Annotated in this window: 16 protein-coding genes; 15 read left to right on the plus strand and 1 reads right to left on the minus strand. The window is 45.8% G+C overall.

The genetic code is table 11. The features are described 5' to 3' along the window. Positions 1–10 precede the first annotated feature (10 nt). The 11 genes from asnA (at position 11) to DYE66_RS05000 (ending at position 12,233) form a co-directional block, all read left to right on the plus strand. Entirely contained in the window at positions 11–1,003 is a 993-nt protein-coding gene (asnA, locus tag DYE66_RS04950) for an aspartate--ammonia ligase (RefSeq protein ID WP_002999921.1), read from the plus strand. A 140-nt stretch (positions 1,004–1,143) separates the two neighbouring features. After that, positions 1,144–2,232 carry an MmcQ/YjbR family DNA-binding protein gene (locus DYE66_RS04955; protein WP_003000580.1) on the plus strand — a complete coding sequence of 363 codons (1,089 nt, stop codon included), beginning with the start codon at positions 1,144–1,146 and terminating at the stop codon, positions 2,230–2,232. A gap of 414 nt (positions 2,233–2,646) precedes the next feature. After that, a complete protein-coding gene (gene rsmD, locus DYE66_RS04960; protein WP_003000255.1) occupies positions 2,647–3,186 on the plus strand; it encodes a 16S rRNA (guanine(966)-N(2))-methyltransferase RsmD in 540 nt (179 codons plus the stop codon). After that, entirely contained in the window at positions 3,176–3,667 is a 492-nt protein-coding gene (gene coaD / locus DYE66_RS04965) for a pantetheine-phosphate adenylyltransferase (protein ID WP_002999809.1), read from the plus strand. The genes rsmD and coaD overlap by 11 nt, the downstream gene beginning before the upstream one ends. Continuing rightward, positions 3,654–4,742 carry a SepM family pheromone-processing serine protease gene (locus DYE66_RS04970; RefSeq protein ID WP_003000018.1) on the plus strand — a complete coding sequence of 363 codons (1,089 nt, stop codon included), beginning with the start codon at positions 3,654–3,656 and terminating at the stop codon, positions 4,740–4,742. The genes coaD and DYE66_RS04970 overlap by 14 nt, the downstream gene beginning before the upstream one ends. Positions 4,743–5,305: 563 nt before the next feature. Further along, a complete protein-coding gene (locus tag DYE66_RS04975) occupies positions 5,306–5,929 on the plus strand; it encodes a YutD family protein (protein WP_003000385.1) in 624 nt (207 codons plus the stop codon). 1 nt (position 5,930) lies between these two features. Continuing rightward, a complete protein-coding gene (gene rlmN / locus DYE66_RS04980; RefSeq protein ID WP_003000261.1) occupies positions 5,931–7,058 on the plus strand; it encodes a dual-specificity RNA methyltransferase RlmN in 1,128 nt (375 codons plus the stop codon). Continuing rightward, positions 7,051–7,581, plus strand: coding sequence for a VanZ family protein (locus DYE66_RS04985; RefSeq protein ID WP_003000358.1), 531 nt, complete (start codon positions 7,051–7,053; stop codon positions 7,579–7,581). The genes rlmN and DYE66_RS04985 overlap by 8 nt, the downstream gene beginning before the upstream one ends. A 454-nt stretch (positions 7,582–8,035) precedes the next feature. Continuing rightward, positions 8,036–9,778 carry an ABC transporter ATP-binding protein gene (locus DYE66_RS04990; RefSeq protein ID WP_115324986.1) on the plus strand — a complete coding sequence of 581 codons (1,743 nt, stop codon included), beginning with the start codon at positions 8,036–8,038 and terminating at the stop codon, positions 9,776–9,778. After that, positions 9,768–11,519, plus strand: a complete 1,752-nt coding sequence (locus tag DYE66_RS04995) for an ABC transporter ATP-binding protein (protein ID WP_115324987.1) — start codon at positions 9,768–9,770, stop codon at positions 11,517–11,519. Before DYE66_RS04990 ends, DYE66_RS04995 begins: the two co-directional genes overlap by 11 nt. Positions 11,520–12,107: 588 nt before the next feature. Next, the gene (locus tag DYE66_RS05000; protein WP_303740608.1) at positions 12,108–12,233 is read left to right on the plus strand and encodes a putative holin-like toxin; all 126 of its coding nucleotides are present in this window, start codon (positions 12,108–12,110) and stop codon (positions 12,231–12,233) included. A 265-nt stretch (positions 12,234–12,498) separates the two neighbouring features. On the opposite strand, the gene DYE66_RS05005 is transcribed toward DYE66_RS05000, so the two are convergent. After that, positions 12,499–14,025, minus strand: coding sequence for a putative cross-wall-targeting lipoprotein signal domain-containing protein (locus DYE66_RS05005; protein ID WP_003000021.1), 1,527 nt, complete (start codon positions 14,023–14,025; stop codon positions 12,499–12,501). Between the two features lie 463 nt (positions 14,026–14,488). On the opposite strand from DYE66_RS05005, the gene DYE66_RS05010 reads away from it, so the two are divergent. From DYE66_RS05010 to DYE66_RS05025, 4 genes are all read left to right on the plus strand, one after another. Beyond that, positions 14,489–14,947 (plus strand): hypothetical protein, encoded by a 459-nt coding sequence (locus DYE66_RS05010; RefSeq protein ID WP_115324988.1) that lies wholly within the window; start codon positions 14,489–14,491, stop codon positions 14,945–14,947. A gap of 271 nt (positions 14,948–15,218) precedes the next feature. Beyond that, positions 15,219–16,061: a DegV family protein gene (locus DYE66_RS05015; protein WP_115324989.1), complete on the plus strand. Its 843-nt coding sequence runs from the start codon at positions 15,219–15,221 to the stop codon at positions 16,059–16,061. Then, a complete protein-coding gene (locus DYE66_RS05020; RefSeq protein ID WP_115324990.1) occupies positions 16,054–16,896 on the plus strand; it encodes an SGNH/GDSL hydrolase family protein in 843 nt (280 codons plus the stop codon). Before DYE66_RS05015 ends, DYE66_RS05020 begins: the two co-directional genes overlap by 8 nt. Continuing rightward, on the plus strand, positions 16,874–17,470 hold the full coding sequence (locus DYE66_RS05025) for a YpmS family protein (RefSeq protein ID WP_003000155.1): 597 nt from the start codon (positions 16,874–16,876) through the stop codon (positions 17,468–17,470). Before DYE66_RS05020 ends, DYE66_RS05025 begins: the two co-directional genes overlap by 23 nt. Positions 17,471–17,900 lie beyond the last annotated feature (430 nt).

Here is a 17,900-nt window from a genome sequence, read left to right on the forward strand (position 1 = left end):
GGGAAAGCCTATGAAGAAGAGCTTTATTCACCAACAGCAGGAGATTTCTTTTGTTAAGAATACCTTCACCCAATACTTGATTGATAAGCTTGATATCGTCGAAGTGCAAGGACCTATTTTGAGTAAGGTCGGGGACGGTATGCAAGATAATTTGAGTGGGGTGGAAAATCCTGTGCGGGTGAATGTCCTCCAAATTCCTGATGAAACTTATGAGGTTGTTCATTCCCTAGCCAAGTGGAAACGTCATACTCTGGCTCGTTTTGGTTTCAATGAAGGAGAAGGCCTTTTTGTTCATATGAAGGCCCTACGTCCTGACGAAGATTCCTTGGACCAAATTCACTCAGTCTACGTTGACCAATGGGACTGGGAAAAGGTTATTCCAGATGGTAGACGGGACCTTACCTATCTCAAGGAAACAGTAGAGAAGGTCTACAAGGCCATCCGCTTGACTGAATTGGCGGTTGAAGCTCGTTTCGATGTTGATGCGGTTCTACCTAAGAAAATTACCTTCATCCATACTGAGGACTTGGTGGAGCAGTACCCTGATTTGACTCCTAAGGAACGCGAAGATGCGATTGCTAAGGAATACGGCGCTGTCTTCCTCATTGGTATCGGTGGAGTTCTAGCGGATGGCAAACCTCATGACGGTCGGGCACCTGACTACGATGACTGGACCAGCGAATCCGAGGCTGGTTACCATGGTCTCAATGGTGATATTATCGTTTGGAATGAAAGTCTGGGTCATGCCTTTGAGCTCTCTTCTATGGGAATTCGGGTTGATGAAGATGCCCTCAAACGTCAGGTCGAAATCACTGGCGACCAAGACCGCCTCAATCTGGAGTGGCACAAGTCCCTCCTCAACGGTCTCTTCCCCTTGACCATCGGTGGTGGTATCGGGCAATCACGGATGGCCATGTTCCTCTTGCGTAAGAAACACATTGGCGAAGTCCAATCCAGCGTTTGGCCAGACCAAGTCAGAAAAGACTTTGATAACATTCTATAAAAGCAAAAGCGAGTGGGCCCAGTCAGTCCACTTGTTTTTTCTATAGTGCCTAGGGAAATGAGTTGGAAGCTGGCTCTGTAATCGGACCAGGCTAGACCTAGCTTCTACTATGGTTGATAAGATAAGAAGGGAGAAGTGATTTGGCATTTGAAGAGCAATTTTTTAAGCGAAAAACTCTGAGTTCTCAGAAATTATTGGATTTTGGCTTTACAAAGACAAAATCTGGCTATTGCTATGATAAGGAAATTATGGCTGGGGATTTTCAGGCCCAGATTGAGGTAAGTAATAGTGGCCAGGTAGTTGGCCGCCTGATCGATAAGGATCTTGACGAGGAATACACGGCCATTCATGTCGAGAGTCAGACAGGTTCCTACTTGGGTCAGGTCAGAGAAGCCTATGGGGCAGTCCTGAGAGAAATAGCAGAGGCCTGTTTTGAAGAGACACCTTTTGACTTGCCCCAGACCAACCGCTTGGCCAATCATCTTAAGGAAAAATTTGGTGATGATTTCGACCATCCCTTTGTCAAATATCCCAAATATGCTTCCTTTCGTCATCCTGCTAATAACAAATGGTATGCCCTGGTCTTCCCCCTTAAGTTGGACAAGTTAGATAGTGAGACCAAGCCCCTGGCTAAGTCAGACTTGGAGCGCGAGGCCGAGGTTATCAACATCAAGATTGATAAAAGAAATCTTGACCAGCTTCTAAAAAAACCAGGAATCTATCCCAGCTATCATATGAACAAGCAGTCTTGGGTTTCCCTGGTCATGGATGACTGTCTATCCGACCAGGACGTTTTTGACTTGGTGGAAACCAGTCGGGCTTTGGTTGGCCCCAAGTCCTTTAAGGCAGAGTCGGGGCCAGATTATTGGCTGATTCCTGCCAATCCTAAGTATTACGATATTGATGCCGAATTTGTTGAGACAGATACCATCCAATGGACCCAGAAGGCCCAGATAAAAAAAGGCGATTGGGTCTTCATCTATATGACCAGCCCTATTCAGGCGGTCCGTTATGTCTGCCAAGTTCTAGAAAGCCATCTGCCCAACAAGGGTCTGCGAGATCATCCAGGCATCAAAGAACTCATGACCGTCAAGCGTCTTAAGACCTTTTCCGATGACGACTTCCCACTGAGCACTCTCAAAGAAGCTGGTGTCAAGGCGGTGCGTGGTCCCAGACGCATGACCAAGGACTTGATTGAGCAGATTAAGCCCCACCTCAAAGACGATTAGGGTGAGGAAGAAACCATGGTTCTGCTTAAAAGTGACTAGGGCAAGGGAGAAATGATGTCTCTGCTTAAAAGCGACTAGGGCAAGGCCCCGCCCTAAAGACGGCTAGAAGCCATCAAGCCCCAGCTTTAGAAATCTTATAGCTAGTCTTGATTGCCCTGGGTGGTTGGTCTAGCTGAGCTACCTGCGGTTCAATCTCTATATTCTGTGGGTAGTCATATCTGCTGCCTCACAGAGTGAGCTTCTCTCTCGTGAAAAACCTCCAAAGGCCTTTTAGTTGGCTTTTAGTTTGCTTCGCCCTCCTAGTCAGTCGGCTTTTCTGAAAAAAGAAGCCCAGTTAGTCTGAGAAAAACAGCTCCTTGAACCCAGCCTGCCAATTTCCTTTCTTGATTGGGAAAATTTGCTATAATATCCATTATGAGAATTATTGCAGGGAATTTTGGTGGTCGTCCTCTGAAAACCTTGGAGGGCAAGACCACTCGGCCGACATCTGATAAGGTCAGAGGGTCTATTTACAGCATGATTGGCCCCTTTTTTTCTGGTGGCCGAGTCTTGGACCTCTATGCTGGTAGTGGTGGTCTCTCTATTGAGGCTATTTCTCGGGGCATGGAGCAGGCGGTTTTGGTCGAGCGAGATAGGCGGGCACAAGCGGTCATTGAGGCTAATATCCAAATGACCCAGGCTCCTGACCAATTTCACTTGCTGAAGCGAGATGCCAGGCAGGTTTTGCCAACCTTGACAGGCCAGTTTGATCTGGTCCTCTTGGATCCTCCCTATGCCAAGGAGGAGATTGTCAAGACCATTAAGCAACTTCAAGATCATGATTTACTATCGCCAGAGGTTATGATTGTCTGTGAAACTGATAAGGCAGTTGAGCTACCAGATACCATTCATGACTTGAAAATTTGGAAGCAAAAGCAATATGGAATTAGTAAGGTGACGGTTTATGTCAAATAAAATCGGCTTATTCGCAGGGTCCTTTGACCCTGTGACCAATGGCCACCTAGATCTGATTAAACGAGCCAGTCAGGTGCTGGATCAGCTCTATGTTGGTATTTTTTACAATCAGAACAAGGAAGGCTTTCTGCCCCTATCTAGGCGCCAAGCCCTGCTGGAAGAGGTTGTCAAAGACCTCCCCAATGTTTCTGTCATCACTTCCCACGACCAGTTGGCTGTTACTGTGGCCAAAGACTTGGGTGCCAGTGTCTTGGTCAGAGGTCTTCGCAATGGTCAGGATTTGACCTACGAGGCTAGCATGGACCATTTCAATCAGGACTTGGCTCAAGACCTAGAGACCATCTATCTCTTGGCCAAACCAGACTTGTCTTATATCGCTTCATCAAGGGTACGTGAGTTGACCCATTTTGGTGCGGATATTCGGCCCTATGTCCCAGAAGTTGTGGCCTTAGAATTGGAGAAGAGACATGACAAAGAGTGAGCCGAGTCAGCCTAATTCCCCAAAAGGAATTATCAGCTTTCTTAAACGCTTTAAGTGGTGGTTTCTTGGAGGCTTTGCCCTCTTGGCCTTGGTCTTTTGCTTTATTGTACCCTTGCCCTATTATGTTGAAGCTCCAGGTGGGGCTTATGACATCAACCAGGTTATGACTGTTAATAACAAGACCAATAAGGACAAGGGATCCTACAATTTTGTAGCGGTTGAGATACGACCAGGAACGGTCTTTAATCTGGCTTATTCTTGGCTCAATCCTGATTCGACCCAGATTGTTTCCAAGAAGGAATTGACGGGAGGAGCCAGCAACAGGGACTACGAACTGATTAACCAGTACTATATGGAAACTTCCCAGAACATGGCTATTTATCAGGCCCTCAACTTGGCGGGTAAGAAAGCCAAGCTGGACTACAAGGGCGTTTATGTCCTTAATGTCGCCGACAATTCGACCTTTAAGGGTAAGCTCAATATCGCTGATACCCTAACAGGCATCAATGGCAAGAGCTTTAAGTCTTCTAAGGACCTAGTTAAATACGCAGGTAGCCTCAAAAGAGGTTCCGCTGTTTCAGTCCAATACACTAGCAAGGGGAAGAAACAGTCTGCCAAGGGTAAGGTCATCAAACTCAAGAATGGTAAAAATGGTATCGGTATTACTTTGACCGACCACACAGAGGTCAACTCGGCCGACAAGGTTAAATTCTCCACCCAGGGCGTGGGGGGACCAAGTGCTGGTCTAATGTTTACCCTGTCCATCTATGACCAGCTCAATAATGAAGACCTGCTCAAGGGACGGATGATTGCTGGCACAGGCACCATCGAGCCTGATGGCTCAGTTGGGGACATCGGCGGTGTGTCACAAAAGGTCGTTTCTGCCGACAAATCGGGAGCCCAAATTTTCTTTGTTCCTGACAATCCTGTTTCTAAGGCCAACAAGAAATATTATCCCAAGGGCAACAACTACCAGGAAGCTAAGAAAATGGCCAAAAAGCTGGATAGTAAGATGAAAATCGTCCCTGTCAAAACGGCTCAAGATGCTATTGACTACCTCAAGAAAACCAAATAAGATGAAACAACTGTTCAAAGAAGGAGCAGTTGTTTTTGTTTAAGCAGAAGTGTTGCAGTATAGCTGGGTCAAGTCTTAGTTTTGATTCTAGCAGTAAGGTCCAAATAGTATTTCAAATCTGGCCTTTCATCTCCCTGACGACTGGCCAAGTATGATTGACTTGGCCTGGACAAGAAAATAAGTCAAAGCAGCTGTTCCAGATTGGACAGTTGTTTTTCTGGTCAAAACTATCAGGCTGGTTCAAAAACGACTAGGTTATCACCAAGCCAACATAGTGAGCAAGCCAGTTGCCAAATTACCATTGGTGGCCATCATCGGCATCATTCGGTGGTGGCGTGTGCCAACCTCCACCTAACAGAAAAAGTCTCAGACTTAATTCCACCACAAAAACACGTTTCAGACTAACTTCCAGTTTTGTCACCTGACTGGAACTTACTTTGAGGACTTAGGTATCCTATGTGTCAAGCTCAGGCCATTATCTCAGGCTTACAAAATGGCCAAAATAGTGTATAATATAAAGGTTCTAAACTCGTTAAAATCATTATTAATAAGAAAGGAGCCCCATGCGAAAAGATATAACCCCTGATATGCTCAATTACAACAAATTTCCGGGGCCCAAGTTTGTCCATTTTGACCGACAAGTTCGCTCGGAAGGGATTGAGTTGGAGCTGGTTGATAATTATAAAGATGGCTTCAAGCTGGAGAATTTCCAACAGCGATTTTCTGACCTCCTCCTCAAATATGACTATATCCTCGGGGATTGGTCCAGTGATGAGCTACGCCTGCGGGGCTTCTACAAGGATGAGCGGGTCGTCAAAAATGACAGCAAGATTGGTCGCTTGGATGACTACCTCAAGGAATACTGCAACTTTGGTTGTGCCTACTTTCTTTTGGAAAATCCTCAGCCTCAAGAGCCCCAGCGTGAGGAAGAAGAACGTCCTCGTCGCAAACGGGACAATCGCAAGCGTCGTCCCCATCAGAAATCTCGGCAGGATTTCAAGATGGCTGACCAAGAGGACTGGGGCTATAGAAAAAAGGGGCAGGACAGGAGAGATTTCAAGCTAGGAGAGCGAGACAAATTTACCAAGAAGTCTAAGCCCAAACGCCACCAGCCAAAGCCAGACAGCAGACGCTTTGACGATAAGAATCAAAACCAGCACTTTACCATAAGAAAGAAGGGCAAGTAAGATGCCAAGAAGTAAGACAAAGCAAGAAAATCCAGACTTGAAACCATCCATTTATAGCCTGACTCGGGACCAGTTGATTGATTGGTCCCTTGAACACGGTCAAAAGAAATTTCGGGCTAGCCAAATCTGGGATTGGCTTTATAAGAAAAGGGTCCAATCCTTTGATGAGATGACCAATATTTCCAAGGACTTCATCGCCCTGCTCAAGGAAAATTTTGATTTCAATCCCCTCAAGCAACGGATTGTCCAGGAGTCGGCTGATGGCACCATCAAGTACCTCTTTGAATTACCCGATGGGATGCTGATTGAAACGGTGCTCATGCGGCAGCACTACGGCTTGTCGGTTTGTGTCACCACTCAAGTCGGCTGTAATATCGGTTGTACCTTCTGCGCCAGCGGTCTGATTAAAAAGCAACGGGACCTAAACAACGGTGAAATCACAGCTCAAATCATGCTGGTGCAAAAGTACCTGGACGACCAAGGAAATGGGGAACGGGTCAGCCATGTGGTGGTCATGGGTATTGGCGAGCCCTTTGATAATTATGACAATGTCATCCGTTTCTTACGGACCATCAATGACGACAATGGTCTGGCTATCGGAGCCCGTCATATCACGGTTTCCACCTCAGGCCTAGCCCACAAAATCCGTGAATTTGCCAATGAAGGCATTCAGGTCAATCTGGCCGTTTCCCTTCATGCTCCCAATAACGAGCTACGCTCCAGCATCATGCGCATCAATCGTTCCTTCCCTCTGGAAAAGCTCTTTGATGCGATTGAGTACTATATCCAGACGACCAACCGTCGGGTCACCTTTGAGTATATCATGCTCAACGAAGTCAATGATTATCCTGAGAATGCCCAGGAGCTGGCAGACTTGACCAAGTCCATCCGCAAGCTCTCTTATGTTAACCTCATTCCTTACAATGCAGTTTCTGAGCATGACCAATACAGCCGTTCGACCAAGGAGCGCGTGGATGCCTTCTATGATGTTCTCAAGAAAAATGGCGTCAACTGCGTGGTCCGTCAAGAGCACGGGACAGACATTGATGCAGCCTGTGGTCAATTGCGCTCCAACACCATGAAGCGGGACCGACAAAAGGCCCTAGCTAAGGCAGAGAAAAATGGCTAAGCTAGTCGAGAAGTGTTTTGCTGCAGAAGCAGAGCTGACAGCAACTGGCCGTCGCCTAGTCTATTTTCTCATAGCAGGTTACAGCCTTTGCCTTCTCTATCTCTGCTTTTCTCCCCAACCGATTGGGTTGAAAGATGTTGATACCCCTAATATTCATTATTGGGGACAGGTCCCCTATCTCTTGGTTCCCTTCAACTCCTTTGTCTCCATCGGCAAGTTAGATACCTTCAAAAAACTTTTCTGGGTCATCGGTCAGAATTTTTCAAACTTGCTCCTTTTGACCCCTCTGGTCCTAGGGATTTTGGCCCTGAAGCCGACTTGGCGACGCTGGCCTTTGGTACTTGCCATGAGTTTTGGCATGAGCCTAGGTATCGAAACGACCCAGGTTATTCTTGACTGGCTCTTCAATGCCAATCGGGTCTTTGAAGTTGATGACCTCATCTTTAATAGTCTGGGCGGATTGCTTGCCCTAGGCTTGGTCCCTGTGGTAAAATTTCTAGTAAGGAAAATCAAAAAAACTTAGGATGGAATAGCCCCCCACGAGGACTTTATCTTCATCCACGAGACTATCAACTCTTGGGGAAATTACCTATAAGACATTTGGAGGAGCTCATCCCCACAGGTGTTTGCTCCCAATGCTTTATATAAATAAACAAGAGGCTGGGACGTAATGTCTCAGCTTAGTTTATTTATGCAGTATTAAACGCTTGACGCAGTGGTTGATTGGAAGTCCTTATCCCTTGCTGGGCAAGTGATAGCGGCCATCCTAATCAACTGTGCGGAGGTGGGACAACGAAATCAATTTGACGAAATACTGATTTCTGTCCCACTCTCTCTTGTTGTGATTAAATTATTGAGGGGTATGCTTAGAGTTGCCAAGGAGGGACTATCTAAGTCAGATGTCTAACTAAAGCGGGTAACTCAGTCACCCAGAACCTCTCTCTTATTCTATCTATCACATTTTTCAAGGAACTATTATGATTATCAAAAAACTCTGGTGGTTTTTCCGGCAGGAAAAACGGCGCTATTTAATTGGGATTCTGTCCTTGAGCCTGGTTAGTGTCCTCAATCTGATTCCGCCCAAGGTCATGGGGAAGGTTATTGACTCTATTGATGCCAAGAACCTGACCCTGAATTCCCTTTTAATTAAGCTGGTTATCCTCTTGCTAGCTGCTTTAGGCATGTACCTCTTGCGCCTGATTTGGCGGGTTTATCTTTTAGGGACCTCTTATCGTTTGGGGACCATTCTTCGTAGTCGCCTCTTTGAGCATTTCACTCAGATGTCGCCTTCTTTTTTCCAAAAGTATCGGACAGGGGACCTGATGGCCCACGCCACCAATGACATCAACTCCTTGACCATGTTGGCAGGAGCAGGAGTCATGTCGGCTGTCGATGCTTCCATTACAGCCTTGGTCACCCTCTTGACCATGCTTTTGACCATTTCCTGGAAGATGACCCTGATTGCTATCCTCCCTCTGCCACTTATGGCCTGGACCACTTCTTGGCTGGGACGCAAGAATCATGAATCCTTCAAGGCAGCCCTGGCCTCATTTTCTGACCTCAATAATAAGGTTCAAGAAAGTATCTCAGGGATCAAGGTGACCAAGTCCTTTGGCTACCAGGCCGATGAGTCTGCTAGTTTTGCGCAAACCAACCAGGCTAATTTTCGCAAGAACCTGATCAGCATGCGCTACAACTCCATGTTTACCCCTGTTACCATGATTTTTGTCGGCTCCTCCTATGTCCTGACGCTCTTGGTGGGGGCCTACCTGATTTCGGCAGGTCAGCTCACAGTCGGAAGTCTGGTTACCTTCATTACCTATCTGGATATGCTGGTTTGGCCCTTGCAGGCCATTGGCTTCCTCTTTAATATTAGCCAGCGGGGTAATGTTTCCTATGATCGGATTTCCAAACTTCTGGCTGAAGAAAGTGATGTTCAAGAAACAGACTATCCCCTAGCTGAGATTGAAAATGGCCCAATCAGCTACGATATTGACCGCTTTGCCTATGAGGACGAAGCGACCCTCTCCAATATCCATTTCCAACTGGAAAAAGGCCAAACCCTAGGTCTGGTCGGCCAAACGGGTTCAGGCAAAACCAGTCTCCTGAAATTACTCCTGCGAGAATATGATGTCCAAGAGGGTGATATCAAACTCAATGGTCACAATATCAAGGACTACAAGCTTTCTGACCTCCGCAGTCTCATGGGCTATGTCCCCCAGGACCAATTTCTCTTTGCCATGTCCATTCTAGAAAATATCCGTTTTTCCAATCCAGCTTTGACCTTGGACCAAGTCCAAGAGGCAGCTAAGCTAGCCCAGGTCTACGATGACATTGTCGCCATGCCAGAGGGCTTTGAAACCCTGATTAGTGAAAAAGGGGTCTCCCTCTCTGGTGGTCAGAAACAACGGATTGCCATGGCTCGGGCCATGATTATGGACCCAGAGATTCTGATTCTGGACGACTCCCTCTCGGCTGTTGATGCCAAGACAGAAAATGCTATCATCGAGCACCTCAAGGAAACCCGTCAGGGCAAGACGACCCTGATTACTGCCCATCGCCTCAGTGCCGTCGTTCACAGCGATTTAATTCTGGTCATGCAAGATGGCCGTATCGTTGAGCGTGGTCGTCATGATGACTTGCTGGCTCAAGGTGGCTGGTATGCCAGGACCTACGCTTCCCAACAATTAGAAATGGAAGGAGGAGACCATGGAGAATGAGACCCAAATCATGGGCCAATGGCAGGTCTTTAGACGCCTGCTGGCCTATCTCAAAACCTATAAGTGGCTGACCTCCCTGGCTCTAGCCTTCCTGCTTTTGACCTCAGTGGTGCAGACGGTTATTCCCTTGGTGGCTCGCTATTTTATTGACCACTATATCCAACAGGTCAGTCAGCTGGCCCTCACGGTCCTGGCTGGTTACTTCCTGCTCTATGTCCTGCAGATGATTTTTTCCTACGTGGGGAATTACCTCTTTGCCAAGGTGGCCTATGCCATCGTTCGCGATATTCGTCAAGATGCTTTTGACAATATCCAAAAACTGGGCATGGCTTATTTTGACCAGACCCCTGCGGGCTCCATCGTTTCTCGCCTGACCAACGATACCGAAGCCATTAGCCAGATGTTTACCGGAATTCTGTCCAGCTTCATCTCGGCTATCTTTATCTTTGCGACCACCCTCTATACCATGATTGTCCTTGATGTCCGTCTGACAATTTTGGTAGCCTTCTTCCTGCCCTTTATCTTTGTTCTAGTTGACCTCTACCGCAAGAAATCCATGACGGTCATCGAAGCAACTAGGGCCCGGCTCAGCGACATCAACACCAAGTTGTCCGAGTCTATTGAAGGCATCAGGGTCATTCAGGCCTTTCGCCAAGAAAATCGCCTAAAAGAAGAATTTGAGGAAATCAACCAGAGCCACCTGGTCTACGCCAACCGCTCGGTTCTCCTAGATTCAGTCTTTCTCAGACCGGCCATGTCCCTGCTCAAACTTTTGGGCTATGCCGTACTCATGGCCTACTTTGGCCTGACCTGGAAGACCTTCGGCATTACGGCAGGTCTCATGTATGCCTTTATCCAGTACATCAATCGGCTTTTTGACCCCCTGATTTCGGTCACCCAGAATTTTTCTACCCTCCAGACCTCTATGGTTTCGGCTGGGCGGGTCTTTAAACTCATTGACCGCAGGGACTACGAGCCCCAGCAGGCCAATCAGGACCTGCAGGTGACCCAGGGCAATATCGAATTTAAAAATGTCAGCTTTTCCTATGATGGCAAGCGTCAGATTCTGGATAATATTAGCTTCAAGGTCCAAAAAGGGCAGACCATTGCCTTTGTTGGACCGACAGGTTCTGGCAAGTCCTCCATCATCAATGTCTTTATGCGTTTCTATGAATTTGGCTCGGGGCAAGTCCTCCTAGACGGCCATGACATCAGAGACTATTCACAGGCAGAACTTCGTTCCTCTGTGGGACTGGTCTTGCAGGATCCCTTCCTCTATCATGGGACCATTTCCTCCAATATCCGCATGTATCAGGATATTTCCGACCAGGAAGTCAAAGCAGCAGCAGACTTTGTTGATGCCAGCGACTTTATTGAAAAACTACCCCAGGGCTATGATGAACCCGTGACCGAGCGAGGCTCCACTTTTTCAACGGGTCAGCGTCAGCTCCTAGCCTTTGCTAGAACGGTGGCCAGCCAACCTAAGGTCTTGATTCTAGACGAAGCGACGGCTAATATTGACTCGGAGACCGAGGACGTCATCCAAAATTCCCTCAAGAAGATGCGACAAGGCAGAACCACCATCGCCATCGCCCACCGCCTCTCGACTATCCAAGATGCCAACTGCATCTATGTCCTAGACAAGGGCCGCATCATCGAATCGGGCACCCACGAGCAACTCCTAGCCCAGCAGGGCACCTACCACCGCATGTATCAGCTCCAAGCAGGGATGATGGATTAAACAAATGGTAAAGATTTGTGGCTACATTCCCATTACCTGGCCAATAGCCTTGCTCTTTCTTTTAAAGTCCAAGAACCTAAAAATAAGCAACAGCCTTCTATCCATCATTGAATAGAAGGCTGTTTTTGGTAGTAAATTATTGTTAGTAATAAGACTAATTTTGTGTTATAATGGCCTCGTAAAGAAGTGAAGACGGTGGTTACAATCCTATTTCTGAAAGTGAGGTGATGCCTATGCGGTACTCATCGAAATCTAACAGAATTGAACTCGCCTACACCACTGTGGAAAAAGAGAGGTGGCTGTTTTGACTTTAGTCAATTACAGCCAAGACTACCTTGAGGTGCAAATCGGGCTTGGAGCTTGATGCTCTATCACCCGATTTTCTACCTCACATTTTTATTGTTAGGTTCGGGTTAAAAAGGTCTCCCAGACCTTTTTAATCCTTTGTGGTGCTTGACGGCTCTGCGACACGAAGCTAAAACAGTTGATAACAATGCTTTAGCGGAGTTAGTCAGGGACATAGAAAACTTCGGTAGAAGTTTTCGTAGCAAGTCTAAATATTAACAATTGACTTGCCTTGTCCGTGGTATCTTGTGGAAGGGAGGTAACTCTTTGACTGCTTTTGAAGTGGTAGAGACGATTTTAGGTTTTGCTATGTTTACTATAGCCCTAATCAGTCTTTGTTACCAAATCTTCAAAAATAGTAAAAAATAACCGTCATCGCTTTGGATACATGACGGTTAATAAATAAATTAATCAAATGTGACCACCGTTTAACGGCTTTACATGGGGTCTTGTTGGTCGCAAGGCCCTTTTTCTATTGTTATTTTACCATAGTTAGGTAAGATTGCAAGCTTTAGGTAAAACGAAGGAATTTTCAAGTTTTGACACCATTTTATGCTCAGGCAGAAGAAAAAGTAGTCAAAAAAAGATGAACCCCCTAAAATAGAAGGTCTCATCCTTTTGTGATCTTTATAGCTTAGTCTTCTTTTTTAAGTTTGCCTGCACCAGCCAAACCAAGTCCAGCCATGACCATAACAGCACCGATAGCTGTTACAGCACTTTGAGCTGAGTCACCTGTAGATGGCAGGTTCTTGTCTTCCTTGCTAGCAGTGGCAGAAGCACTACCCATGCCAGCTCCTTGGCTTGTGGCTTGAACCGTCTTAGGAGCTAGAGGACTAGCTTGGCCGTTACCGGCAGAGCCTTGGCCGTTACCGGCAGAGCCTTGACCGTTTCCTGCAGCAGGATCCTTGGCCTGATCGCCAGTCTTTTGGTCTGGCTTAGCATTAGGATCCTTGGTCACATAGTGGAAAATGGTCTTAGGCAAGAACATGACTCGTTTACCATTATAGGTCAAGATCCAGTTGCCGTTAGCATCCTTGGTAGTAGCAGCGAAACCATCTTCATTTTTGACATTGGAATTGCTACCAATTTCCAGCATAGCGTAGAAGCCACCAGTTTCTTTACCGGTACCATTAGCGATACCTAGGGCCATACCGTCACCGCTGTTAGAGAGGATGGAAATAGCGTGGCCAAATGAACTCATACCATTTGCATCATCCTTGCTACCTGCAATATTAAAGTAATCGGCGAACCAGTTGAGGGCCAGGTAATAGGCTGTTGCTTGGTCAGACCCCAAGTTTTTACCATCTTTAGTTGGTGTAATAGTGCTAAGGGAATCTTCATGGCCATCTTCGGAATAAATTTGTACGCCAGAAGGATAGGCTAATTTAGTCTCATGGTCAATGCTATCAGACTCTTGGGCCTCTTCATCAGCACGGCTTTGTGCCCAGTTCTTCATCAAGTCGTTAGCATCTGGAACGGGAACATTGATACCATTGATTTGACGCAATTGGGTCAAGTATTCGTTTAAATATTTGGCAATGTTGTCAGCATTTGGTGTATAAGCTTGGCTTGGGTCATCGATAGTGATGTAAACATCCTGAGAACCATCATAATTGACATCGGTAACAGGAGCCGTTTTTGCTGTGGCTGTTAATGTCTTATCAAAGTCAACACTACCGTATTCAGTAGTATCTTCTGGCTTGGTGGTTACAGCGGGTGCAGGCTGTTGACTGGCTGTAGATTTTGGTGTGACACCTTGTGCTTGTTCATTGCCATTATTGTTAGTTCCTTGGCCCGCAGCAGTAGCTGGTTGGACGGTTGTCGTAGCGGCATCTTGGACAGGAGCGGCACTAGCAGTATCTTGACTTGGTGCTACTGGTGTAGCTTCATTCGTTTGTGTAACTTGAGCTACTGGGGTGGTCACAGCTGTCTCTTGATTTTGAGTGCTGGTATCGACAGTTGTATTTTCAAAACTTACTTGCTCTTGCTTGCTACCAGCTGTCTCCTTGGTTTGAGTAGCTGTATCTGTTGTTGCTGATGCACTGGCTTCATCGGCATGGACAGTTGCACCGACACCCATGGCAATGGTAGTCGTAGCCAGGATGGCTCCACAGAGACCGGCGAATTTAGTTTTACGTTTGCTGAATGTGTTCTTCTGCATAGTAGTTCCTATCTAATAATTTTATTTGACAGTAAAGTATTCTAACATAGATGAAGGATTAAGCAATAAGCCTCAAGAGGAGAAAGGGGTCTTTGTAATCGTTTTCGGACAAATAAGACAAAATGATTGCTAGAGTAAAATCCCCCATGCTTAAAGCCCAATTTTGATTTTTGGCTTCTAAAAAATTACTAACTAGGCTAAAAATTAAAAAATCATGTCGTCTTTGTTACAAAGGTCTCAAATGTAACTAGACAGGCTAGAAAGCTTGATCTTATAAGCTTTTCTGACTAGGTGGCAAAATTTTGACTTTAAAAATTTTAGGTTAGAGATTTTAAGTTTGGGGATATTGTCAGAAAAATTAACTTCTTTTCACTTTCTCAATAAATATGGTCATTAAGCTTGTCTTTTCTAAAGTTTGTGATAGACTTAAGGCATATTTAAGAAAATGAGGTTAAGAGTTGTCATGAAAGCATATGATTTAAACACGATTAACCAAACCAAGGCAGAACTGGGCTACAGTCCCAATAGCCTCAATCTAACAGTCTTCACGGGACCAGGCAATAGCGCGGCCCTATTTTCCTACTGGCTGATTATCTTTGCCAGAACCTTCTATAATTTATCCTTTGAACAAGGTGGTCTTCTCCTGATTCAACGCAGCAAGGCCACCAATAAACTGCTTAAGGATAAGTATTACTTCATCAAGAATGATGATATTCAGTCCATTGAACTGAAGAAGGACAGTCATAAGTTCACTAACCGCTTGGCACTAGGAATGTTTTCCCCTACCCTTCTAGGATTTGGTCTCAGCGGGCTCTTTATCAATCAAGGTCAGCTTCTCATAGTTCTCCTATTTCTGGTAACCTTGGTCATGAGCCTTATCTTTATCCGTTTTAATCTCAGTCGCCTCCCACAAGATTCCTAGTTTTGCTCGCACAAAAAAACAGCATCAGATAACTGCAGACTGGCCCATGGGCTAAGTCGTTCTTAAAATTTGCTACCGTAAAAAATCGCAGGGCTCGTCCTTTTCCAGCTGGACCCCCTGCTTTTTTACATTTATCGCTTTTTTTTTAGTCTTTATGGCAACTTTCTGGACCTGGGACCTTAGCCCTAAATTGGGCAGAAGGCCCCAAAAAAGCTAAGAATTTTGATATAATGAAAGTGTTTTATTAGAAAGAATGAAGTAGGAATTAGCAATGTCTAAAATTAAGATTGTAACGGACTCCTCAATCACCATTGAGCCCGAATTGGTGGAGAGCTTGGACATCACGGTTGTCCCACTCTCAGTCATGATTGATGGGGTCATCTATAGCGATAACGATTTGAAGGAAGAGGGCAAATTCCTCAACCTCATGCGCGCCAGCAAGGAACTGCCCAAGACCAGCCAACCGCCTGTTGGTGTTTTTGCGGAAGTCTACGAGAAGTTGGCTAATGAAGGTGCCGAGCAAATTGTTTCCATCCATATCACCTCTAGCCTGTCTGGAACGGTAGAAGCTGCCCGCCAGGGAGCGACAATTGCTGGTCTGGATGTGACGGTTATCGACTCAACCTTCACCGATCAGTCCATGAAGCATCAGGTGGTACAAGCCGCCATTCTAGCCGAACAAGGAGCTAGCCTGGATGAGGTTTTGGCTAAGATAGAAGAAGTACGGCAAAAATCCGAACTCTTTATTGGCGTGTCTACCTTGGAAAATCTGGTTAAGGGTGGTCGGATTGGCCGTGTTTCTGGAATGATTTCCTCCCTCCTCAATATCCGAGTAGTCATGGAGCTCAAGGACTCTACCCTCAACCCAGTTGCTAAAGGACGGGGACAAAAGACCTTTAACAAGTGGCTGGATAGCTTCATCGCCCATGCCCAGGAGCGTCAGGTCGCTGAAATTGGCATCTCTTATTCTGGCAGTCCTGACTGGGCCAATACCATGAAGGATAAGCTGGAAGTGCTGGTGGCTGGTGAGCATATCTCTGTCTTAGAAACAGGCTCCATTATCCAGACCCATACGGGTGAGGGTGCCTTTGCGGTCATGGTGCGCTATGAATAAAAAGTTTTTAACAGCCCCTGGCTTTTTTATCCTGGCCTTGCTGGTCTTTGGCCTGGCCATCAATTTTCTTTTACCCAAGGCGGATAGTCGTTTGACGGATGCTGATTTCAAGCACCACAACAAGTCAACTGCCTTTAACTATGTGGCCCTAGGGGATTCCCTGACCCAGGGTGTTGGGGATACCACCAACCAAGGGGGCTTTATCCCTATCCTATCCAGACAACTGGAGTCTGATTACCGCTATCAGGTGACGGCTAAAAATTACGGGGTATCTGGCAATACCAGCCAGCAGATCTTAACCAGGTTAGAAGAAAAGAAAGACCTAAAAAAAGATATGCAGAAGGCTGATTTGCTGACCCTGACCCTGGGTGGCAATGATGTCATGGCTGTTCTGCGTAAAAATATTTCCGATTTGACCTTGGACAGCTTCACCAAGCCTGCCCAAGACTATCAAAAGCATCTGCGAAAGATTATTGAGCTGGCTCGCAAGGGAAATAAGGGCCTGCCCATCTATGTCCTAGGAATTTATAACCCTTACTACCTGAATTTTCCTGATATGACCCAAATGCAGGAGGTCGTTGATAATTGGAATGAAGGAACCAAGCAGGTCACGCAAGAATATGACAAGGTCTATTTTGTCGAAATCAATGACCGCCTCTATAAGGGAATTGATGGCAAGGAGGGCATTACTGAGTCAGGCGATGGTTCCAACAAGGCTGACAAAAGGAATGATGTCCTCTATGAGAAAGACCATTTCCACCCTAATAATACCGGCTATCAAATCATGGCCAATGCTGTTTTGGAGAAAGTAAATGAAACAAAAAAAGACTGGTAAACACAACCTCTGGAAATGGGGCTTTTTGACACTTCTGGCCTTTAATATTGCCTTTGTGGGGATTCTGGCCCTGCGGCTTGGCACCTTTAGGGAGCCCAGCTCTCACATCAGTCAAACGGTCTCGCAAGAAGATGTCAAGATTGGTACCTTCAAGAGCTCGCGAGACCAGCTCAATGATACCGTTCAAGCCTACCTCAAGCAGTACCAGACCAAGACCTATTCCTATAGTTTCAAGGCCACTTCAAAAAATGTTATGTTTGAAGGAACCTATACCGTCCTAGGTTATAAGGTTCCCCTCTATGTTTATTTCACGCCAGTCGTCCTAGGTGATGGCAGTATCCAGCTCAATGTTGACTCTGTCTCTGCTGGAACCTTGTCATTGCCGGTGTCTGAAGTTTTGAAGTTTATTGATGCCAATTACAAGCTTCCAAAATTTGTGGAAGTTGACAGCAAGAAGGGGACCCTCGTTCTTAACCTGCCAAAAATGGATAATAAGGTGGGGCTCTATGCCAAGGCAACCGACTTTGACCTGGTCAATGATAAAATTAGTTTTGATGTCTACAAGAAAAAATAGGAGACTTGCTTTGGAAGTGTACTTGGCTAAAGTCAATTCTATTATTTTGATACTTTCTTAGGTAGTGCGGACGGAAGCGACCGTCGTTGGCGTTCCATTCCTATTTTTTGAGCCCTTTCGATTTTGCGTTTTCAAGCTCAGGCAGATTTAGTCATTTGGACTAAATCTGCCTCAAATACAGCGAAAGTATCTTCTGGATTCGCTTCGTTCACCTCCCACTAAATTTAATAAATTAAGGGCACCTCTAAAAACCCCAAACTTTTAAATTAAAGTGTTGATTTAGCAACAATTGTAACGACAAAATCGCAATTTTATTGAGTATTTAGAGGTGCCCTTAAAAATCTCTATCTCTTTTTCTGAAAGGAGTATTTGAGTTCAGTAACTTATTTTCAATCGAGTCTAAGACAAAAAATAAGACATCGTTTAGCAG

Origin of the sequence: Streptococcus downei MFe28 (genome assembly GCF_900459175.1) — a bacterium.
Classification (GTDB): domain Bacteria; phylum Bacillota; class Bacilli; order Lactobacillales; family Streptococcaceae; genus Streptococcus; species Streptococcus downei.